16 protein-coding genes and 1 pseudogene are annotated in these 16,484 nt (G+C 69.4%); 12 read left to right on the forward strand and 5 right to left on the reverse strand.

Translation table 11 applies throughout. The annotated features are described in order from the left end of the window. Positions 1-113: 113 nt before the first annotated feature. The 3 genes from ACFWP3_RS39360 to ACFWP3_RS39370 all read left to right on the forward strand — a co-directional run bounded on the left by ACFWP3_RS39360 (position 114) and on the right by ACFWP3_RS39370 (position 2,938). Positions 114-290, forward strand: coding sequence for a helix-turn-helix domain-containing protein (locus tag ACFWP3_RS39360; RefSeq protein WP_384231209.1), 177 nt, complete (start codon positions 114-116; stop codon positions 288-290). Continuing rightward, a complete protein-coding gene (locus tag ACFWP3_RS39365) occupies positions 287-1,534 on the forward strand; it encodes a sensor histidine kinase (RefSeq protein WP_384231211.1) in 1,248 nt (415 codons plus the stop codon). The genes ACFWP3_RS39360 and ACFWP3_RS39365 overlap by 4 nt, the downstream gene beginning before the upstream one ends. 1,098 nt (positions 1,535-2,632) lie before the next feature. Next, positions 2,633-2,938: an isoamylase early set domain-containing protein gene (locus ACFWP3_RS39370; protein WP_384231214.1), complete on the forward strand. Its 306-nt coding sequence runs from the start codon at positions 2,633-2,635 to the stop codon at positions 2,936-2,938. A gap of 774 nt (positions 2,939-3,712) precedes the next feature. On the opposite strand, the gene ACFWP3_RS39375 is transcribed toward ACFWP3_RS39370, so the two are convergent. Then, the gene (locus ACFWP3_RS39375) at positions 3,713-4,561 is read right to left on the reverse strand and encodes a hypothetical protein (RefSeq protein WP_384231216.1); all 849 of its coding nucleotides are present in this window, start codon (positions 4,559-4,561) and stop codon (positions 3,713-3,715) included. A gap of 86 nt (positions 4,562-4,647) precedes the next feature. On the opposite strand from ACFWP3_RS39375, the gene ACFWP3_RS39380 reads away from it, so the two are divergent. Further along, positions 4,648-5,103, forward strand: coding sequence for a DUF3592 domain-containing protein (locus ACFWP3_RS39380; RefSeq protein ID WP_384231218.1), 456 nt, complete (start codon positions 4,648-4,650; stop codon positions 5,101-5,103). A gap of 1,513 nt (positions 5,104-6,616) precedes the next feature. Here ACFWP3_RS39380 and ACFWP3_RS39385 read toward each other — a convergent pair. After that, positions 6,617-7,462, reverse strand: a complete 846-nt coding sequence (locus tag ACFWP3_RS39385) for a hypothetical protein (protein WP_384231220.1) — start codon at positions 7,460-7,462, stop codon at positions 6,617-6,619. A 5-nt stretch (positions 7,463-7,467) separates the two neighbouring features. After that, a complete protein-coding gene (locus tag ACFWP3_RS39390) occupies positions 7,468-7,983 on the reverse strand; it encodes a SigE family RNA polymerase sigma factor (RefSeq protein WP_384231222.1) in 516 nt (171 codons plus the stop codon). Positions 7,984-8,417: 434 nt separating this feature from the next. Between ACFWP3_RS39390 and ACFWP3_RS39395 the strand changes: the two genes are divergently transcribed. After that, the gene (locus ACFWP3_RS39395) at positions 8,418-9,383 is read left to right on the forward strand and encodes an endonuclease/exonuclease/phosphatase family protein (protein ID WP_384231224.1); all 966 of its coding nucleotides are present in this window, start codon (positions 8,418-8,420) and stop codon (positions 9,381-9,383) included. 170 nt (positions 9,384-9,553) lie between these two features. After that, positions 9,554-9,727 (forward strand): hypothetical protein, encoded by a 174-nt coding sequence (locus ACFWP3_RS39400; RefSeq protein ID WP_384231226.1) that lies wholly within the window; start codon positions 9,554-9,556, stop codon positions 9,725-9,727. A 79-nt stretch (positions 9,728-9,806) separates the two neighbouring features. On the opposite strand, the gene ACFWP3_RS39405 is transcribed toward ACFWP3_RS39400, so the two are convergent. Next, complete coding sequence (locus ACFWP3_RS39405; protein ID WP_384231229.1) at positions 9,807-10,184, reverse strand: hypothetical protein; 378 nt, start codon at positions 10,182-10,184, stop codon at positions 9,807-9,809. Between the two features lie 237 nt (positions 10,185-10,421). Next, positions 10,422-10,619, reverse strand: a complete 198-nt coding sequence (locus ACFWP3_RS39410; protein WP_384231231.1) for a CsbD family protein — start codon at positions 10,617-10,619, stop codon at positions 10,422-10,424. A gap of 260 nt (positions 10,620-10,879) precedes the next feature. On the opposite strand from ACFWP3_RS39410, the gene ACFWP3_RS39415 reads away from it, so the two are divergent. The 6 genes and pseudogenes from ACFWP3_RS39415 to ACFWP3_RS39440 all read left to right on the forward strand — a co-directional run bounded on the left by ACFWP3_RS39415 (position 10,880) and on the right by ACFWP3_RS39440 (position 16,245). After that, positions 10,880-11,074, forward strand: coding sequence for a hypothetical protein (locus tag ACFWP3_RS39415; protein ID WP_384231234.1), 195 nt, complete (start codon positions 10,880-10,882; stop codon positions 11,072-11,074). Between the two features lie 7 nt (positions 11,075-11,081). Beyond that, complete coding sequence (locus tag ACFWP3_RS39420; RefSeq protein WP_384231245.1) at positions 11,082-12,104, forward strand: DNA topoisomerase IB; 1,023 nt, start codon at positions 11,082-11,084, stop codon at positions 12,102-12,104. A 254-nt stretch (positions 12,105-12,358) separates the two neighbouring features. After that, positions 12,359-14,116, forward strand: coding sequence for a SpoIIE family protein phosphatase (locus tag ACFWP3_RS39425; RefSeq protein ID WP_384231236.1), 1,758 nt, complete (start codon positions 12,359-12,361; stop codon positions 14,114-14,116). Positions 14,117-14,128: 12 nt separating this feature from the next. Further along, a pseudogene (locus ACFWP3_RS39430) lies at positions 14,129-14,444 on the forward strand (cysteine hydrolase family protein); the annotation flags it as partial. Positions 14,445-15,094: 650 nt separating this feature from the next. Further along, complete coding sequence (locus tag ACFWP3_RS39435; protein ID WP_384231239.1) at positions 15,095-15,538, forward strand: DUF5133 domain-containing protein; 444 nt, start codon at positions 15,095-15,097, stop codon at positions 15,536-15,538. An 80-nt stretch (positions 15,539-15,618) separates the two neighbouring features. Continuing rightward, positions 15,619-16,245, forward strand: coding sequence for a flavodoxin family protein (locus ACFWP3_RS39440; protein WP_384231242.1), 627 nt, complete (start codon positions 15,619-15,621; stop codon positions 16,243-16,245). The last annotated feature ends 239 nt before the right edge of the window (positions 16,246-16,484 follow it).

Below are 16,484 nucleotides of genomic sequence, written 5' to 3' on the forward strand. Positions count from 1 at the left end.
CAGCCATCTGGCACAACCGGGCCAACGGAACAGCCATCACCCGATCGCTGATCGCCTACGACCACTGACCAGGACTTCGGACTTACTCGTCTAGGGAACTCGGCGTACTGGAAGTGCTGCTGCTGGCGGACGGCGCACCCGTCGACACCGAGGAACTGCGGGACAGACTGTGGGACGCTGCACTGGACCCCGCCACCACCGCCGTTCGAGTCACCGTGCACGCCCTGCGCCGCAAGCTGGGCGAACCACCGCTCATCCACCACGACCCCGGCTTCGGCTACCGCCTGTGAGCCGCGCCACCGGAGGCCGCACCCGCCTCTCCCTGTACCGGCTGACGCTGCGCGGCCGCCTGACGCTGACGACGACCGCGCTCTTCGCCGTTCTCGGCGCTGTCCTGCTCCTGCTGAACTGGCTGAGCTCGCGGCAGCTGATCGAGGACAACCGCTACCTCGTTGTCCCGGCCACCGATCTCCTCCCGGCAGCCGAACCGCCCGACGTCCCGGACACCGGGCCTCTCGATCCGGTCCAGAGCCCCGCCCCGCTGCCGCCGGGCACCTCGGAGGCCATGCCCACCACCCCCTCTGAAGCCTTCGAGGACTTCCAGCACAGCATCCTCAACGACCTGCTCGTACGGTCCGTGCTGCTCCTCGCCCTCTTCACCGGCCTCGCGGCACTGCTCGCCCTGTGGGCCGGCCGCCGCTCCCTGCATCGCCTCACCCAGGTCACCGCCGCCGCCCGGCGGATCAGTACCGGAAGCACCCTGGAACAGCGGCTAGCCCTGACTGGGCCACACGACGAGGTCCGCGAACTCGGCGAAACCTTCGACGCCATGCTCGACCGCCTCGACCGCAGCTTCACCGCACAACGCCACTTCACCGCCCACGCCTCGCACGAACTGCGGACCCCGCTCACAGTGCAGCGCACCGCCCTGGAAATCCCCCTGGCCCAGGGCAAGGTCCCGCCGGACCTGAAACCCGCCCTGCACCGCGCGCTCGACGCCAACGCCCGGACCGAGCGTCTTATCGAGGCCCTGCTGACCCTGGCCCGGGGCGAAAGCGAGAGCCTGACGCCGCATCCGGTCGATCTCGCGGACGTCGCCCGCAACGCCGTCGCGGACCTCGCCGAAGAGGCCCAGACTACGGCGGTCCGCATCACCGCGGACCACGCCCCCGCACCGGTCGACGGCGACCCCGCCCTGCTCCAGCAGATCGCACTGAACCTCCTGGCAAACGCCGTACGCCACAACCACCCCGACGGCACGGCGACCGTCACCACGGGCGCCGCCGGTCAGCTGGCCTTCATCGAGGTCACCAACACCGGACCGGTCCTGGACCCCGCGGAGATCCCCGCCCTCTTCGAACCGTTCCGACGCGGCCGCGACCACTGGAGCGAAGGGCTGGGTCTGGGCCTCGCCGTGGTCCGCGCGATCACCCTCACCCACCACGGCAACGTCACTGCGACCCCCCGCCCCGGCGGCGGACTCACGGTCCGCGTCGACCTGCCTCTGCGAACCCGCGGCGAACCGCCGATGTGACGTTCCCGGACAGCCTTGGCGAGGGTGCGGCTGTGTGTCGTCGGCGACTACGTAGGGGCGTACTCAATGCGGCCGCCGGAGACCAGGACGCGGTGGATCCCGCGAACACGGCCTGCCCGTCGGTGGACACGTCAATCGCGCAGGCGGATATCACCACGTCGATCGTCACGGCGGGCAGCAGTGTCACCGGGGAAGCCGGGAGTTCGTCTCCGGATGGGCGCAGAAGACCCACACATCGTGGGGCACCGGATCGGCACCCACACCATCCACACAAGGCCCCTGAGAACTGACTGTGGTCAAGAGGTCAGTGACAGGGGTGCTGTCGCCGATGGAACGCACCCGGTGCGAGGCAGCGGGGCGCGATGGGGACATCGTGGCGCGCACGGGAACGGACATCACTGAGTTGCCGCCAACTTGAAATAGCAGGAAAAGGCTGGGGTCATCGGTACCTAAGGTACTTACGCTGATCGCGGGTGGGAGGCTGTGGGCTAGATCGTCCGGCCGCCCAGTCGCTCGAAGAGAAACTCGATGCAGCAACGTCGGCGGGTGTGCGAGCCTTCTTCTCCCGGTCGCCGATCGAGAAGACGCTGATGACCCGCGATGACGCCCTCAAGCTGCTCGGCCATATCGCGCGCGAGAGGGCATTCGGGAGGCACGTCGGGTCGGACCGGCTCATTCAGGCATGGCTGGACGCGTTGCTTGCCGGGGTAGAGACCCCTTCTCTCGCCTTCTCTCGCCCTGCTGGCAGGCCTCCTCCGGAGCGAGGAGCCCGAAGCTCCCGCACTCTTCGACCAGGTACTGGAGGAGCTGGGACTGCGCTTCCACCCGCCCGCGCGGACATCGCCGAGGACCTCGGCTATCCCCAGGAGCTGGAACCACTGGTCCGCTGCGCGCACAACCTGGATGGCTGGCAGGAGAGCTGGGGCGTCTCCCTCGAGGAGCTCAACAGCGAAGCGGTCCAGGTGGCGAAGCAGTTCCTGGAGGGGTCCACGCATGCGGGGCCCGGCCGGTCGAAGTAGCCCAGCCCGGCCGGGCCCCGCTACGCACCCGCCGCCCCCGGCACCGATCCCGCCCGCACGGCGTGGAGGATCCGGTTGGGTGAGCGGCGTCCTGCTACCGGCCGCGTCCCGTCCAGGCCGGCCGCGGTCCAAGGGCCGCACCCAGGTCACGTTCGTCCTGCCCGAGGACTCCCCGGCCGGGCCGGTCAGCGTGGTCGGGGACTTCAACCACTGGAACTCCGCCGCCCACCCCCTCGAACCCCGAGGCGACAGCACCCGCGCCGCGAAGGTGTCGCTGCCCTCGCACGGCGCGCACTCCTTCCGCTACCTCGCCGCCGGCGACTACTGGTTCGACGACGCGACCGCCGACCACCACGACGGCACCAACAGCCTCATCCACACGTGAAGGTCCGCGTGCGATCGCAGGCCCGGTACGGCCCTCGAGTCAGGCTGGAGCCAGTTCCACCTGCTCGTGGTGACCCGTGGCCGAAAGGGCATCCGCATGAGCAGCCACGAGAGCTGCCCGGAGGAGAGCCTCGCCGCTCTGGGCACCTCAGGGAGGCACGCGAGGTCAACGCAGTGATCCTTCGCCTCACCGGAGAGGCCCTGGCGCTCGAGCTGGAGGGCTACCTCTTCGTCTGCACCGAGTGCCCGAACCGGCCCTACGCGCACCGTAACGACTGCTAAGCGCGTGACACGGCCCCTGCCATCACGTGAGCACGGCCGCGGTGGGCCGTCCCTGGGTGCGGGGCGGCTTCGCGATGGCGTCCGCCGGATGCCCGGTGGCGATCAGTGAGTTGGCGCCAACTCGAAGTCGCTGGTCAAGGGGCGCTCGTGCTGGTCGCGGGGGCGGTCCGCAGAGAGATCAACGTCAGCGGTTGACTTCAAGGTTCGTCAGGACGATCAGAGCGCCCGGGAGTTGGGTGGCGCGGGCGGGATGGTGCGGAGATTGGTCGAGGGTGCGCCAGTTCTTGAGGTGCGCAAAGCCGTGCCCGACCGGTCACGTCCGGCGGCAAGGCCGCCGGTTCGCTTCCTTCCGGCCCGGGGGGGAGCTTGTAGATGGGGCGGACGGTGCAGCCGGTGACGATCTCGGGGTCGAGGATGTAGCTGTCCAGGCCGCGGTCGCCGAGCTGGGCCAACGCCCGAGGCCGGCGGCGGGCAGGGCGAGCCATGAACTTCATCAGGTGAACGCTGGGAGCACGAGCCGGTACGTCCCGTAGTCGACGGCCGCTGCGATGGCGGCGACGATCAGGGACAGGACCAGTGTGCCCACCTGCTCGCCCCGCCCGGTGCGCAGGACGATGGCGTTCATGGGGTTTTGCGGATGGTAGGCGACCCGGACGGGCTTGCCCTTGTCGTTGCCGAGGATGTGACGGGTCACGCCGTCGGTGGCTGTGAAGGCGTTGGTGCTGTTGCCGTCCCGGTAGATCTGCTGGGCATCCACAAGGATGCCGTAACGGGGCAGGTACCACTCTCTCCACATCAAGATCATCACCGTCGAGGCGAAGAGGGTGATAGCCACGCCGACCTCCCCGAGCAGTAGCGTCGCGATGCCCCGGCCCCAGTTCTTATCGATCAGCACGACGACTACGGCGAGGGCCGCGACCGCGACGTAGCAGGCGTACGCCCACCGCTTGTTCTGCAACGGCAGGCCGACAGGCACGCTGTTCTCGTCCTCTTCCTCCTCCTCGCCATCGTCGAAGCCCAGATTCCGGGTGATCACGAGCGTGGAGCCGTCCACCGTCTCCTCGCCCACAGCACGCTCGGGCAGCGCGGCGTTCACCGCGTCGGCGAAGACAGAGGCGGCGGCCGCGCTCACGTCCGTGACCCGGTATACGGTCGGCTCGGCCCGGGACGGGGCGGTCAGCTCGACCGAGAGGTCACGCCTCTCGGCGTGGACACGCGCGATCGCGGCGAGCGGGATGCGCAGCTCGGCGTCCGGGCGACGCAGCAGCAGTTCCTCGCCGGCGGAGCGGAGTTCGGTGCCCCGGTCACCCTGGAGGACGGGTATGGGCGAAGAGATCGACATGCGTGTGATCGTAAGGCGCGAAGTCCTCGTGGGTGAAGGGGATGTGGGGGTTTCGGGCGGGGCGGGTGGTGCCGTACCGTCCGCCTGTGAACCTGGTGACTGCAGTGCTCGTGTGTTTCATCATCGCGTCCGTGCCGGTCTGCATTTTCGGCCTGATGCTGATCTCCGGTGAGCGGAGCGAGCTGAGGAAGATGACCGAGCTGAGTGAATCCGGCGTCGAGGTCCCGGCGCGGCTGGTGAGTCTGGTGCCGTTCGGCAAGCGGGGCTACGCGCACGTCGTGTACGAGTTCGAGACCCCCGACGGCGGGACTGTCCGGCACCAGAAGGGCGCGTCACGGGGCCCCGCGCATGTGGTCGGCCACCTGTACCCGCTGGTCCACGACCCCGAGAACACTCAGCGCGTGCACATGGGAACGCTGTCGACCGTCCGCAAGGAGCGCAAGCGACGCCAGGGCTACATGCGCAATTCGCAGCGGGTGGCGCTCCTGTCCTTCGCGGCGGGCGTGCTTGCTGCGGTGGGACTGATCGTCAGCCCCTCATGACCTACGGAACCTGATCAAGCATGCCGGCCAGGACGCCGTGGTGGAGCTCGCCACCACGGACGTACCGATGAAGCAGGCGGCGACCGCCGCCACGGACTCGGCCGACAGGCCGCCCAGGACACCCTCCGGGAGAAGAAGAAGCCCAAGCCGCCGGCGCGGCCGCGCGAATGGTGGCGCGCCTCCGCGATCCTGTACTTCAGGCAAAAGATGGTCGACGGGCTGCGGTGCCGGGCGGCTGGGGCGGCGATCTGCGCCAGGGACGCGGGCGAACACCGTTCTCGCTGCCGTCGACGTCGCCGCCATCGTCTACATCGTGCGTCGCTCCCTCGCCCGCCGCCGTGTGCCCGCCGAAGCCCGCCGCACCTGCTGGAGACCCTGCGCGGCCCGCCTTCCCGCCCGGCCTGGACGACTTCATCGCCGACCGGGCCTTGCCCGGTCAAGGGAAGCCTTACTGCGCCGGGGGGCCGAGGCAGCCGGCTTTCACACGGTCGACCGACAGTGATGGGGCTCGGTGAATCTCCCCACCCGGCGCATGGGGGTGGGACAGACCTGCTCGCCGAAATTCCCCACCCCCTGGGTGCTGACCTGCGGTCGGGCGCCACGAGGGAGGGGCCGGCCGATAGCCAGCCAGGTCGGTCCAGGGGCGGGTCGGACTGTCCAGGGTGGGCGAAGCCCAGCGCATCGCGCCGCCGAAGGCGCCTTTGACCGGCCGGCACGGCCCGCACACTCCACGAGCGGGCGGCTGCCCCGGCCGTTGTTGCCGACAGCAACCGGCTGGGGAACGAAGAGCCGCCCTGGGGAAGATTCGAGGTCCGCATCAACAGCCGCAGAGCATCGCAGGCACCCGGCCCTGGCCGTCCTGGCTGGGGCCGCGGCGGTGGTGCTGTGCGGGTGCGGAGCCTCCGCCCCCGGGCTGGACGGCGCGCGCCGGGGCGGGCACCGCTTTCGAGGAGACTCCCGCGCGCCGACTACGGCGGGGCCTGCGCGCTGCCGGCCCCGCAGACCCGCCGGCAGCTCGAAGAAGACGCCACCAAGCCATGCGGTCCGGCCCTGTCCGATGAGACCGAGACCGCCGGCACGGTGCGCGGAACGCAGGTGTACGGGCGGCAGGCCCTGCTGCACCTGGAGGGCGACACCCGGTTCCTGTCGCAGTTCGACACGGCTGAAAGATCGTGGCGGCGGGCTGCGAACCGCAGACGGGCATGCCTTACCGGTGCTCGCCGAAGGGCAACTGACGTGCGTTCCTGTTCATCACTGCCTGGTCGTCATCCTGGGCGGGCTGGACGACTTCATGACGATCGGGGCGATGCACCGGTGAACGGCCGACAGAAGGAGACCAGGGGCAGCTTCTGGCCTGCTTCGTCTTGGGGGTCTGTAAGCCGCCCACGACCACTACACGCTTATCCGTTGTCGGCGGACGCGTACCGCCTGTGGCCGGGCAGAAGCCGCCGACGACCGCTACGTGCTCCAGGCGGCATGGCGTCTTCTGCCCGTCCGGGGGCGGGTGGTGATCTCAGCCGCCGACGACGGAAATCTGTCTCTCCTGCACAGGGTTCTCGTGGGCGTAGCGCACGAGGTCGAGGAAGCGAAGTTCGCCGGCTGCTGTCAGCAGTTCCTGACTGCTCACCGGGGCGGATGCCTTGCCGCCCTCGGCAGGGATGACGGTCAGCGAGACGAAACTCGTCTTGTAGGTGAAGGAGACGACAGTGGCCGTGGTGTTGGGATAGTCGCTGGGTGTGCGGAAGGAGGTCGCCTTGATACCTCCCGGCAGCGTGGCCGCCGTGCACTCTGCGACCCGTGGGTCCGGCTCTGCGGGACAGGGAATCGGGCGGGTGTCCGGGTCTGACGGCTGTACGGAGAGGAGGACCGGGAAGACCTTGCCGTCTTTGGTCTCGCCCTGGTACCGGGTCACATGGCCTTCGACCGGCCGGATCAGGCCGACCGAGTCCGGCAGCAGCTCGTCGAGGAGGACGGCCGCCCGCTGCTGGTACTCCTCCCGCCGCTTCTGTTCGGCGGGCGGCAGCGCGGGCGGTGTTCCGTCCTTGCTGGGCACGATGCGGACCGGCGTGCGGTACGGCTCCGGGGTGGGAGAGGAACTGCTGGTCGCGGGCGCGGCGGGGCGAACCGTTGTGGCGCCGTCACTACCCTGCAGTGTCAAGGAGCCGAAGGCGACTGCCCCGGCGAGGCAGACGACCGTGGCGGCGATTCCGGCTCTGGCCCGCGCCTTCCGGCGCCGTCCCTGCACGATCGCGGTGGGCACGAGGTCGTTGACGGCGGGCAGATCCTCCACGGCGTGCTCCATCACGTCCCTGAGCATCAGGGCGCTCCGGCGGTCGTCTTCGGACGTGTTGATTCCCATATCGCTCAGCTCCCCGTGACGTAGATGTGTGCCTCGCCCAGCTCGGCGCGCAGCCTGGCCAGGGAGCGTGAGCACTGGCTCTTGACGGTGGACTCGCTGCACCGCATCAGCTGGGCGACGGACTCGACGCTCAGGTCCTCCCAGTACCGGAGTACGACGATGGCCCGGGCCTTGGGCGGCAGCCCGGCCAGCGCGGACAACAGGGTCATGCGCAGATCGGCGTGCTCGGGAGCCGGCCGCGGGTCGGGACGCGAGTGCGCCAGCAGGTCCCGCAGGCGACGCCGCCGCTCGGCCAGATAGGTGCGGGTCAGCACGGTCCTGGCGTACGCCTCGATGTTGCCGGCGGCACTGGCGCGCCGCCAGTACTGGAACAACTTGGCGAGAGTGGTCTGTGTGAGGTCCCGAGCGGTGTCCGCGTCCCCGCACAGCAGGTACGCCGTGCGGTACAACCGTCTCTGGCTCGCCCGGGCAAAGCTCTCGAAGCCGTCTGGCGCTTCGAGTCCCCGGCCGTTCTCCGGCATCTGCTCTCCTTTCGGGGCCCCGCTCACGGGGCCCTGTGCTCTCACCTCTCTTCAGAGCGCCGTTCCCCGCGAAAGGTTGAAACCGATTTTCCCGTCCCTCCACCGAGAGCACCCGGCGACCTGGACACGCGCGAATCGGAGTGAAGAATCGTCGAGTTGCTGCGCGGGCGGGTCTACGGCACGGCCCACGCGGGCCCGGGCGCGGCCGGGACCACGCCGAGCTCGGACCGTTTGGGGACCGACCCGTCTTGTCAGTGCCAGCGGGCGATCACGATGGTCCCGGCAGTGGCCGCTGGCGCCAACTGCCGCTGCTTGGCCGAGCAGTCGATGCACTCCTGCCGACTGACGTCGCCGCAGTGCCTGCTTAAGATCATCGCTGCTTGTGTCGAATTGCGCCGGCCTCGGGAGGCTGGATGCGTCAGGAGAGGGACCCTATGGGACGGTTCAGTCGTATTCGGAGTGCTCTGGCGGTCGCGCTGTGCGCCGCACTGCTGCCTGCGTCGGCGGCGCAGGCTGAAACCGTGAGCGCGAAGCGGTACAACATCTGGCAGTGGAACGTGGCCGGCAGCGCGATCCACGGCGGGAAATCCGACACGGGCATGGTGGACGGGGCCGTGTCGTCGATTGTGTACCGCAACGCGGACTTCGTTGCATTCAACGAACTTTGCGAGGGCCAGTGGAACTCTCTCGTCAGCAAACTGCGTTCGGCAGGCTGGCCCAAGGATCCCGCGAATTTCGCCCGCTTCGAGCCCAGCATTCACGCGGGTGCGGACAATAGAGTTTGCGGTGGAGCAGCATTCGGCAATGCGATCTTCAGTAGGCTTCCGCTGGACACGGCCGACCGGATCACGTTGCCGGACGACCCTGCCCTGGAGCGGCGGAACATGCTCTGTGCGCCGCTCCGCGACGACTCCAGCACCCGCTTCTGCACAACCCATATCGCGGCGGTCAATCGGGAGAAGGGCGTGACCAACGAGCACAAACTGCAGCAGCTGGCGGCTGTCCAGGCCCAGCTCGACAGTTGGGTCGACCAGGGGCAGACCGTCATGATCGCGGGCGATTTCAACGCTCAGCCCAACTATCACTCACTCGACACGTACTACTCGGCCAGCCTGAACGTTAAGGACCTCAACGATTCGAACCGCGGGTCGTTCCGAGAGCTGGATGACAATGACACCGCCAACTGTCTCGGGTACGGGGAGTGGACGGCCGATAATGAAGAGGAGCTTGCTCCGACTGTGTGTGGTGGAATGCGGAAGATCGATCTGATCTTCGTATCAGAAACGTCCCTGGTCGGCCCTGGAAGCTACGGCGCCGATTCCCTGGCGATTGCCACCAACTGCACGACGGGGAAGTGTTCGGATCACCGTATCCTCACTGGCACCGTGAACGTGAAGTAGTGAAGGAACCCTTGCGATAGGCCCCCACGTTGTCCGCCAGGACCCGCTTGATATCGGTTGCCGTGCCAGCGGAAGAACGCGGCCGCGGGGGCCAGGAAGGCCGCGCAGGTCGCGCCCTTCTTGTCGGGATGGCTCTCGCCGCAAGCCAGGCCTGAGCAGTCGTCTGCGGAGTGGACCTGCTCGACGCGAACCGGGCGCGCGAGGAATTGGGATGGACGCCGTCGGCCACCGCCACGGAGGCCATCGCGGCCTTCCTCGAAGGCCTCCACCAGGGAACCGGCCTCGACACCCCGCCCCTGACCCCCGCCGCGGCGGGTGCCGGAGCGAGCAGAGCGGCTGCCTGACCCGAGGAACGGCCGGTCCAGCCGGGGTCGATCTGTTCGACGTAGCCGTACGGCAGCGGAGCGGCGGAGCGGGCGCGGCTCAGGAGCGGACGCGCAGTCCGATCTCGCGCTCCTGATCGCCGGATACGGATCCCATGCCCTCGACCTTGAAGTTGCCGACGAGCGCAGCCTGCACCCGCTCCACCGCGCGGGGGCCTCCCTGAAGGGTGACGCTGACCGCGTCGTCCAGCCGTACGGGTGCCGCTCGGCCTTCGGCCGGTGCGGCTGGCTTCGCCGCGTCGAACGTCGCGCTCCACACGGTGGCGGCCGAACCGCCTTCCGCCCCACCGCCCACCGCCGGCTCGGCGGGGAAGGAGCGTTCGAGAAGGTCGAGGACGGCGCGCGCGTCCTGCGCAGAGCAGTCGCCTACCACCACGACCACTTCGGCCACCGGCATGTCCTTGTCCTGTCCGTCCATTGAAGGATCCTTCTCGTGCGTGCGGCTCGGGGAGAGAGAACGCGGACACCGGAACCCGCCCTGATCCGAACCTGCCTCAGGGTGTGGGGACCGCGTCATGTGCCTCGCGGGGAACGGCGCCGCCGCGGGGCCACGCGCGGCCCCGCCACGCGGGGGTGCCGAGGGCCGCATCGTGGTCACCCGAGCCGCGAGTCCTGGCCCGGACCCGGCGTCAGGTCCCGGCGTCAGGTCCCGGCGTCAGGTCCTGTCGCGCTTGTCGCGCAGGGAGTCCTGGATGCCGCGGGCGCGCTTCTCGGTATCGCTCAGCGCTTCCTTCGCTTTGCCCTTGGCCTGGTCCATCTTTCCTTCGGCCTTCATCCGGTCGTTGCCGGTGACCTTGCCGGCGGCCTCCTTGGCCTTGCCCTTGGCCTGGTCCATCTTTCCCTTGTCAGCCATGGTGAGCTCCTTTGGTTGCGGAACATCTGCAGGCCCAAACTAGATCAAATCAGACTATCCTGCGCGGCGGAGCCGGCCGGTTGCCGCGCGTACGCGCATCGGGTCTCGCGGTGTCGATGGCGGGGCCACCCGCTGCGAAGCCGTTGAGCCACAGCACCGTCTGCCCTGCCGGCCCCCTCGCATGCACATGGGGAGAACGCGGACTCGGAGCGTGCCGCGGCGCGCGGGGGTAGACGCCCGGCATGAAGGAGGCGGAAGCCATGAAAGAGACAGAACAGTGGAGACCTGCTGAGATCGTGGCGCACAGCGGCAGCCACGCGCGCGCCTGCGGCAGGGAGCACCTGTGGAGCAAGAGCACCGATGTCCGCGGGCACCGGTCCCCTCCGGTGTCGTACGACAGCCCTGGCCACGCCTGGACCCTGCGCACTCAGGCCCACCACGACGACGAGCACTGACGTGGCTGTGCGGCTGCGGACCAGCGACCCACAGAAGGCGGGGTGGCGCCGCGTGCGCCACGGCCGCGGGTTCCGCTACCTGGGCACGGACGGCCGAGCCCTTTCCCCGGTGGACCGCGAACGCGTGCGTGCCCTCGCGATCCCCCCTGCCTGGCAGGAGGTCTGGGTCTGCCCCTGGCCCAACGGCCACATCCAGGCCGTGGGAACGGACGCAGCCGGGCGGCGTCAATACCTGTACCACCCGTACTTCCGAGAGCAGCAGGACGCCGCCAAACACGACCACGTCCAGCGGGTGGCCCGCTCGCTGCCGAGCCTGCGGGAACACGTGTCGCGGGACCTCGCCGGACGCGGCCTGACGCGCGTCCGCGTCCTGGCGTGCCTGACCCGCCTGCTCGACCTCGGCTTCCTCCGCATCGGCGGAGAGCGCTACGCCCGCGACAACGGGAGCTTCGGGCTCACGACCCTCCTGCGGGAACACGCCGTCTGCCACAGGGGCGAGATCCGCCTGGCCTTCCCCGCCAAGTCGGGCAAGGAGGTCGAGCGCTCGCTGGTGGACGAGCAGGCCTACACAGTGATCAGGGCCCTGCTGCGGCGCAAGGACGGCGGGCGGAGGCTGTTCGCGTACTGGGAGCTCGGGGCTTGGCACGAAGTCCGTGCCGAGGAGCTCAACGCCTACCTGCAGGACCGGTCGGGCCACGACGTTACGGCGAAGGACTTCAGAACCTGGTACGCCACCGTCCTGGCCGCGGTCGCACTGGCGGTCTCCGCCGGCACGGGCGACTCTTCCCGCGCCCGCCGGGGCAGGGTCGTGGCCCGCGCCACGCGCGAAGTGAGCCACTACCTGGGGAACACGCCCGCCGTATGTCGGGCGTCCTACATCCATCCCCGCGTCATCGAACTCTACGAGGAAGGACAGACCATCGCCGCGTCCCTCGGCAGGCTGGGAGAGGACGGCACCTTCGGCCGGCCGGCCACCCACGGCCGCGTCGAATGCGCCGTACTGCGGCTTCTGCGTGCCGATGCCGCGTGAATCCCGGCAGTCATGTACCGGACGACGGGCGTGCGGGACGGGCCGCAGCGGGCGGACTCACCAGCCGGCGCTCGCTCTCAGATCTGTGCGTGGCGTCGCTGTCCCTGTGCGACTTACGATGCCGTTGAGGACTTCGGGACAGCGGGACCGGAGGTCAGATGTCGGAGCAGGGCCGGGAATCCGGAGCGGATCCGAGCAGCGCACGGCGGAGGGCATTGCGGTTGGCGGCACTTTCGGCTGCCTCCGATATCGGCATGGATCGCTTCGCTCGCCTGGCATCCAGGACACTCGACACGCCCATTGCCTTCGTTTCACTGATCGAAGAGGGCAGGGAGATCCTGCCCGGTCTCGTTGGTCTGCCAGAGCCCTGGGCCGGGAGACGGGCTCTGCCGCTCTCCCATTCGCTCGGTCGGCACACGGCGGCCTCCGGTCAGCCTCTGATCGTCCAGGACACCCGAGCCGACAGCCGACTCCGTAGCAACCCGGCCGTCGCGGCGCTCGGGGTCGTCGCGTACGCGGGAATGCCTGTGACCGACAGCGACGAACTCGTCCTGGGCTCCTTGTGCGCCATCGACCACAAGCCCCGGCACTGGAGCGACGAGGAGCTGTCCGACCTCGGGGACCTGGCCGCGGCCTGTTCCGCCGACCTGCGCCTGCGGATCCTGTCGGCGGAGAACCGGGCCGTGCAGAAGGTTCTGGAGACCGCCCGGGCCACCGCCGAACGTGCTCAGAGCGATGCGGAACGCTTGGAGCGCGAGGCTCAGGCCGGTCTGGACCACGTCGAGCTCCTGCTGCGGGCCTCGGAGGAGCTCGCGCAGACCTCAGGCCTGGAGGACGTACGACGACGGCTGCGCCAGCTGTTCGTCGGCGTCGGCAAACCCGCCTACGTCGGCCTTCTGATCGCCGACAGAAACGAACTGCACCGAGTGCCCGACCCCGACATCTCGAGTTCGGTGGAACGCGAGGTCCGCACCTTGCCCTTGGGCGCCGCGTTCCCCAGCACCCGGGCCATGCGTGAGCGGCGCGCCGTACTCGTCCCCGACCGCAAGGCGCTGGTCGCCGAATACGCCCCCGAGGCAGTCGGCTTCTTCGACCGCATGGGCCTCAGCACCATCCTGTGCCTGCCGCTGTGGGGCAGGCACAGGCCCTTGGGGGTCCTCGCGATCTGCTGGGCCAAGCGCCACGATGTGGACGTCACCGAGCGGGCCACGCTCACCGCTGCGTCCGGCTACATCGCGCAGGCGGTGGAACGCGCCCTGTACCTGGACGAGCGCATCTCCGTGGCCCGGGAACTGCAAGCCGCGATGCTCACCGATCTTCCCCTTGCCGGACACGTCGACATCAGCGCCGTGTACCAGGCGGCCGCCGATGACCACATGATCGGCGGGGACTGGTACGACGCCTACCACTTGCCGAGTGACGCCTCCGGCAAACCCACGGCACTCATGGTGACGGTGGGCGACATCACGGGCCACGACGTGCACGCCGCCACGATCATGGGCCAGATCCGCAGCATGCTGCGGCAAGCCACCCTCGACCACCCCCCGTACAGTCCCGCCGCCGCACTGACCGCCCTCGACACGGCGTGCTGCACCCTGCCCATCGAGGCCGGTGGCACCTTGGTGCACGCCCGCCTCGCCCCCGTCGACGACAGTCCTGACTGGACTTTGACCTGGTCCAACGCCGGGCACCCGCCGCCCCTGCTGCGATCTCCCGACGGACGCGTGACAGCACTGCTGGCGCACGACATCCTGTTCGACCAGTCACTCGGGCCGGCCCAACGGACCGAGCGACGACGTCGGCTTCCTCCGGGCTCGACGCTCCTGCTGTACACCGATGGGCTCATCGAACGCCGCGGCCACGACATCGACGCCGCCGTCGGACGGCTCTCCGCCCTGCTCGCCCGCCACGGGGATCAACCGCCGGCCGAACTGCTCAGCCGGATCAGCCACCGGCTGGCGGACCCGGCTCCGGCGGACGACGTCGTCATCCTGGCCGTCCGCATTCCCTGATTCCCTCAAAGCGCGGACGAGCTGGTTCCCTCCGTCGAGCAGGCCCTCCCCGCCGTGGTCCGCCTGCTGACGCGGAATGCCGGTGATCTACGCCCATGACAACTTCGGAAGATGGCGTTCCCACCACGGGGAGATCCTGAAAGCGACTCTCACCAGCCCCCGCGCCGACCTGGTCGCCCCGTACGCCCGGACGAGGACTCGTACTTCATCGTCAAGGCACGCCATTCCGTCTTTACCAGCCCCCCTCGCACACCTGCTCGGAACACGGGGCGTCGGCCACCTCGCACTGTGCGGCCAGGTGACCGACCAGTGCGTGCTGTACTCCGCCCGACGCTCACGCCAAGGTTGCCCTGCGCGCCTGCGCCGACGGCTGCGGGAACCGCGCCGCCGCATGCTCACCGCGCCGCATACACCCGTACGGTGCCTGGAAGGGCTGATCGGTGCCTTCTGGTACGGCAGCCGGCGCAGGCGCCGCGAGGCGCCGCCCGCCGAGCAAACCCCCGTCGCGCGGCGCCGCGAGGACTCCTGGCAGACCCCCGATGAGCACGCGCGCGACCAGAGGGGCCCGGAACATCCCCGTCCGTGAGTCCGGTGTTCCGAGACTGCGAATCGGATGGCCATGGCCATCACGGCCGACAGCTCGCACCAGTCCCCCTTCAGCTCGCGGTGCGGCACAGCGTACGTGAGACAGCCACAGCCCCTCCCCGTTGCGCGCCGGACGTCAACATGCGCATGGATCCCAGACCTCTTCGAGCGCCTTGCTGAAGGCGATACGCGTGTCCGGGGCAATCCGGCGGCCATCCCTGCTACACAGCAGTCTCCACCGGCCTCCGCCGGGATGTTCCCATAGGGAGGGACATGAGCAGCACCTATCCCAAGTCGCCGTCACCGGCGGGAGACGCGGCACGGGACCCCGGGGAACCGGGCGTTCCACCCACGCCCCCGACAGCGGAGGTGGAACGCGCCAGCGGGCTTCTCATGGCGCTCCTACCCTGCAACGGCGCGACCGCGCAGCAGGTCCTGGCCCAGGCCGCCGCCGTCGCCAACGTGACCGTCGAGTGCGCCGCCGAGGCCGCCGAGGCCCTGCGCGGCGACGCGCCACCCACGGCGAGCGCGGTAGAGGCGGCCTTGCGGGCCGCGATCGACGACGTCCTCGCCACACCCCACCCGGCCACGCCGGCACTCCTGCCGGACCCCCATACCCTGCGCCATCACCTGGCCCGTTTCCGCGACCTGCGGCGGCGGACCTTCGTCGCCCCCGACAACTCTGGACTCCGCGCCCGCTACGAGGACGCCGGCTACACCCTGTGCGTCATGCTCGGGCACCGCATGTTCCACCACGCCATCAACGCAGCCGAGCAACTGGTTGCGATCCGCCGCCTCGATGGCCCTCCGCTCCACCGCCCGGAGCCTGAGACCTGAGATTCCCCTCATGGCCGCCATACGGGCCTTATGACCTGGCCTGGTGGGATAGAGGCGGTCCAGTCGGGTAGCCGCAGACCATGAACACCACTGGAAGCAGCCCACTTCGCGCCGTCGCCCTCGTCTGCACGCTGTCGCCCTCCCCCGCCCCTTCCAGCTCACAGTTGCTGGCCGAGCAGACCATGGCGGCGCTCGCCGAGCACGACGTCACCGGCAAGACGATCCGGATCGCCGACCACGACGTGAAGCCCGGCGTGAAGACCGACATGGGCGACGGAGACGCGTGGCCGGAGATCCGTGCCGAGATCCTGGGCGCCGACATCCTGGTGCTGTCCACACCCATCTGGCTGGGCCACCCCTCCAGCATCGCCCAGCGCGTGCTGGAGCGGCTCGACGCCGAGCTCGGCGAGAGCGACGACGAGGGCCGCATGCTCACCTACTGCAAGGTCGCCGCGGTCTGCGTGGTCGGCAACGAGGACGGTGCCCACAAGGTCAGCGCCGATCTCTTCCAAGGCCTCAACGACGTCGGCTTCTCCCTTGCCCCGAACGCGGTCACATACTGGGTCGGCGAGGCCATGCAGGGCACTGACTATCAGGACCTCGACAAGACACCCGAGAAGACCGCCGCCACCACCAAGACCCTCGCCGCCAACACCGCCCACCTCGCCCGCCAGCTCAAGAGCGCCCCCTACCCACCTTCCTCCTGACCCGGCCCGGTCGCCTGCCCCGGGCGGGCGACCGGAACCATGTCCGGCGCGCAAACAGTCAAGCAGTCTCTGGGACCTCACACCGACAGAGGTGACGACTGTTCAGTCTCACTGATCGACGACAGGTGTCCCACCAACTGCGGTCCGGCCTCAAGTAGCGCTGCCGGGTGCGGAGACGGCACGTAGTGCGGCGCGCGCGGCATCGCAGAGTTCGTCGTCCTCTGGGACGGAACGCCAGG

The sequence above is a fragment of the Streptomyces sp. NPDC058525 genome (assembly GCF_042719495.1).
Taxonomy (GTDB): Bacteria; Actinomycetota; Actinomycetes; order Streptomycetales; family Streptomycetaceae; genus Streptomyces.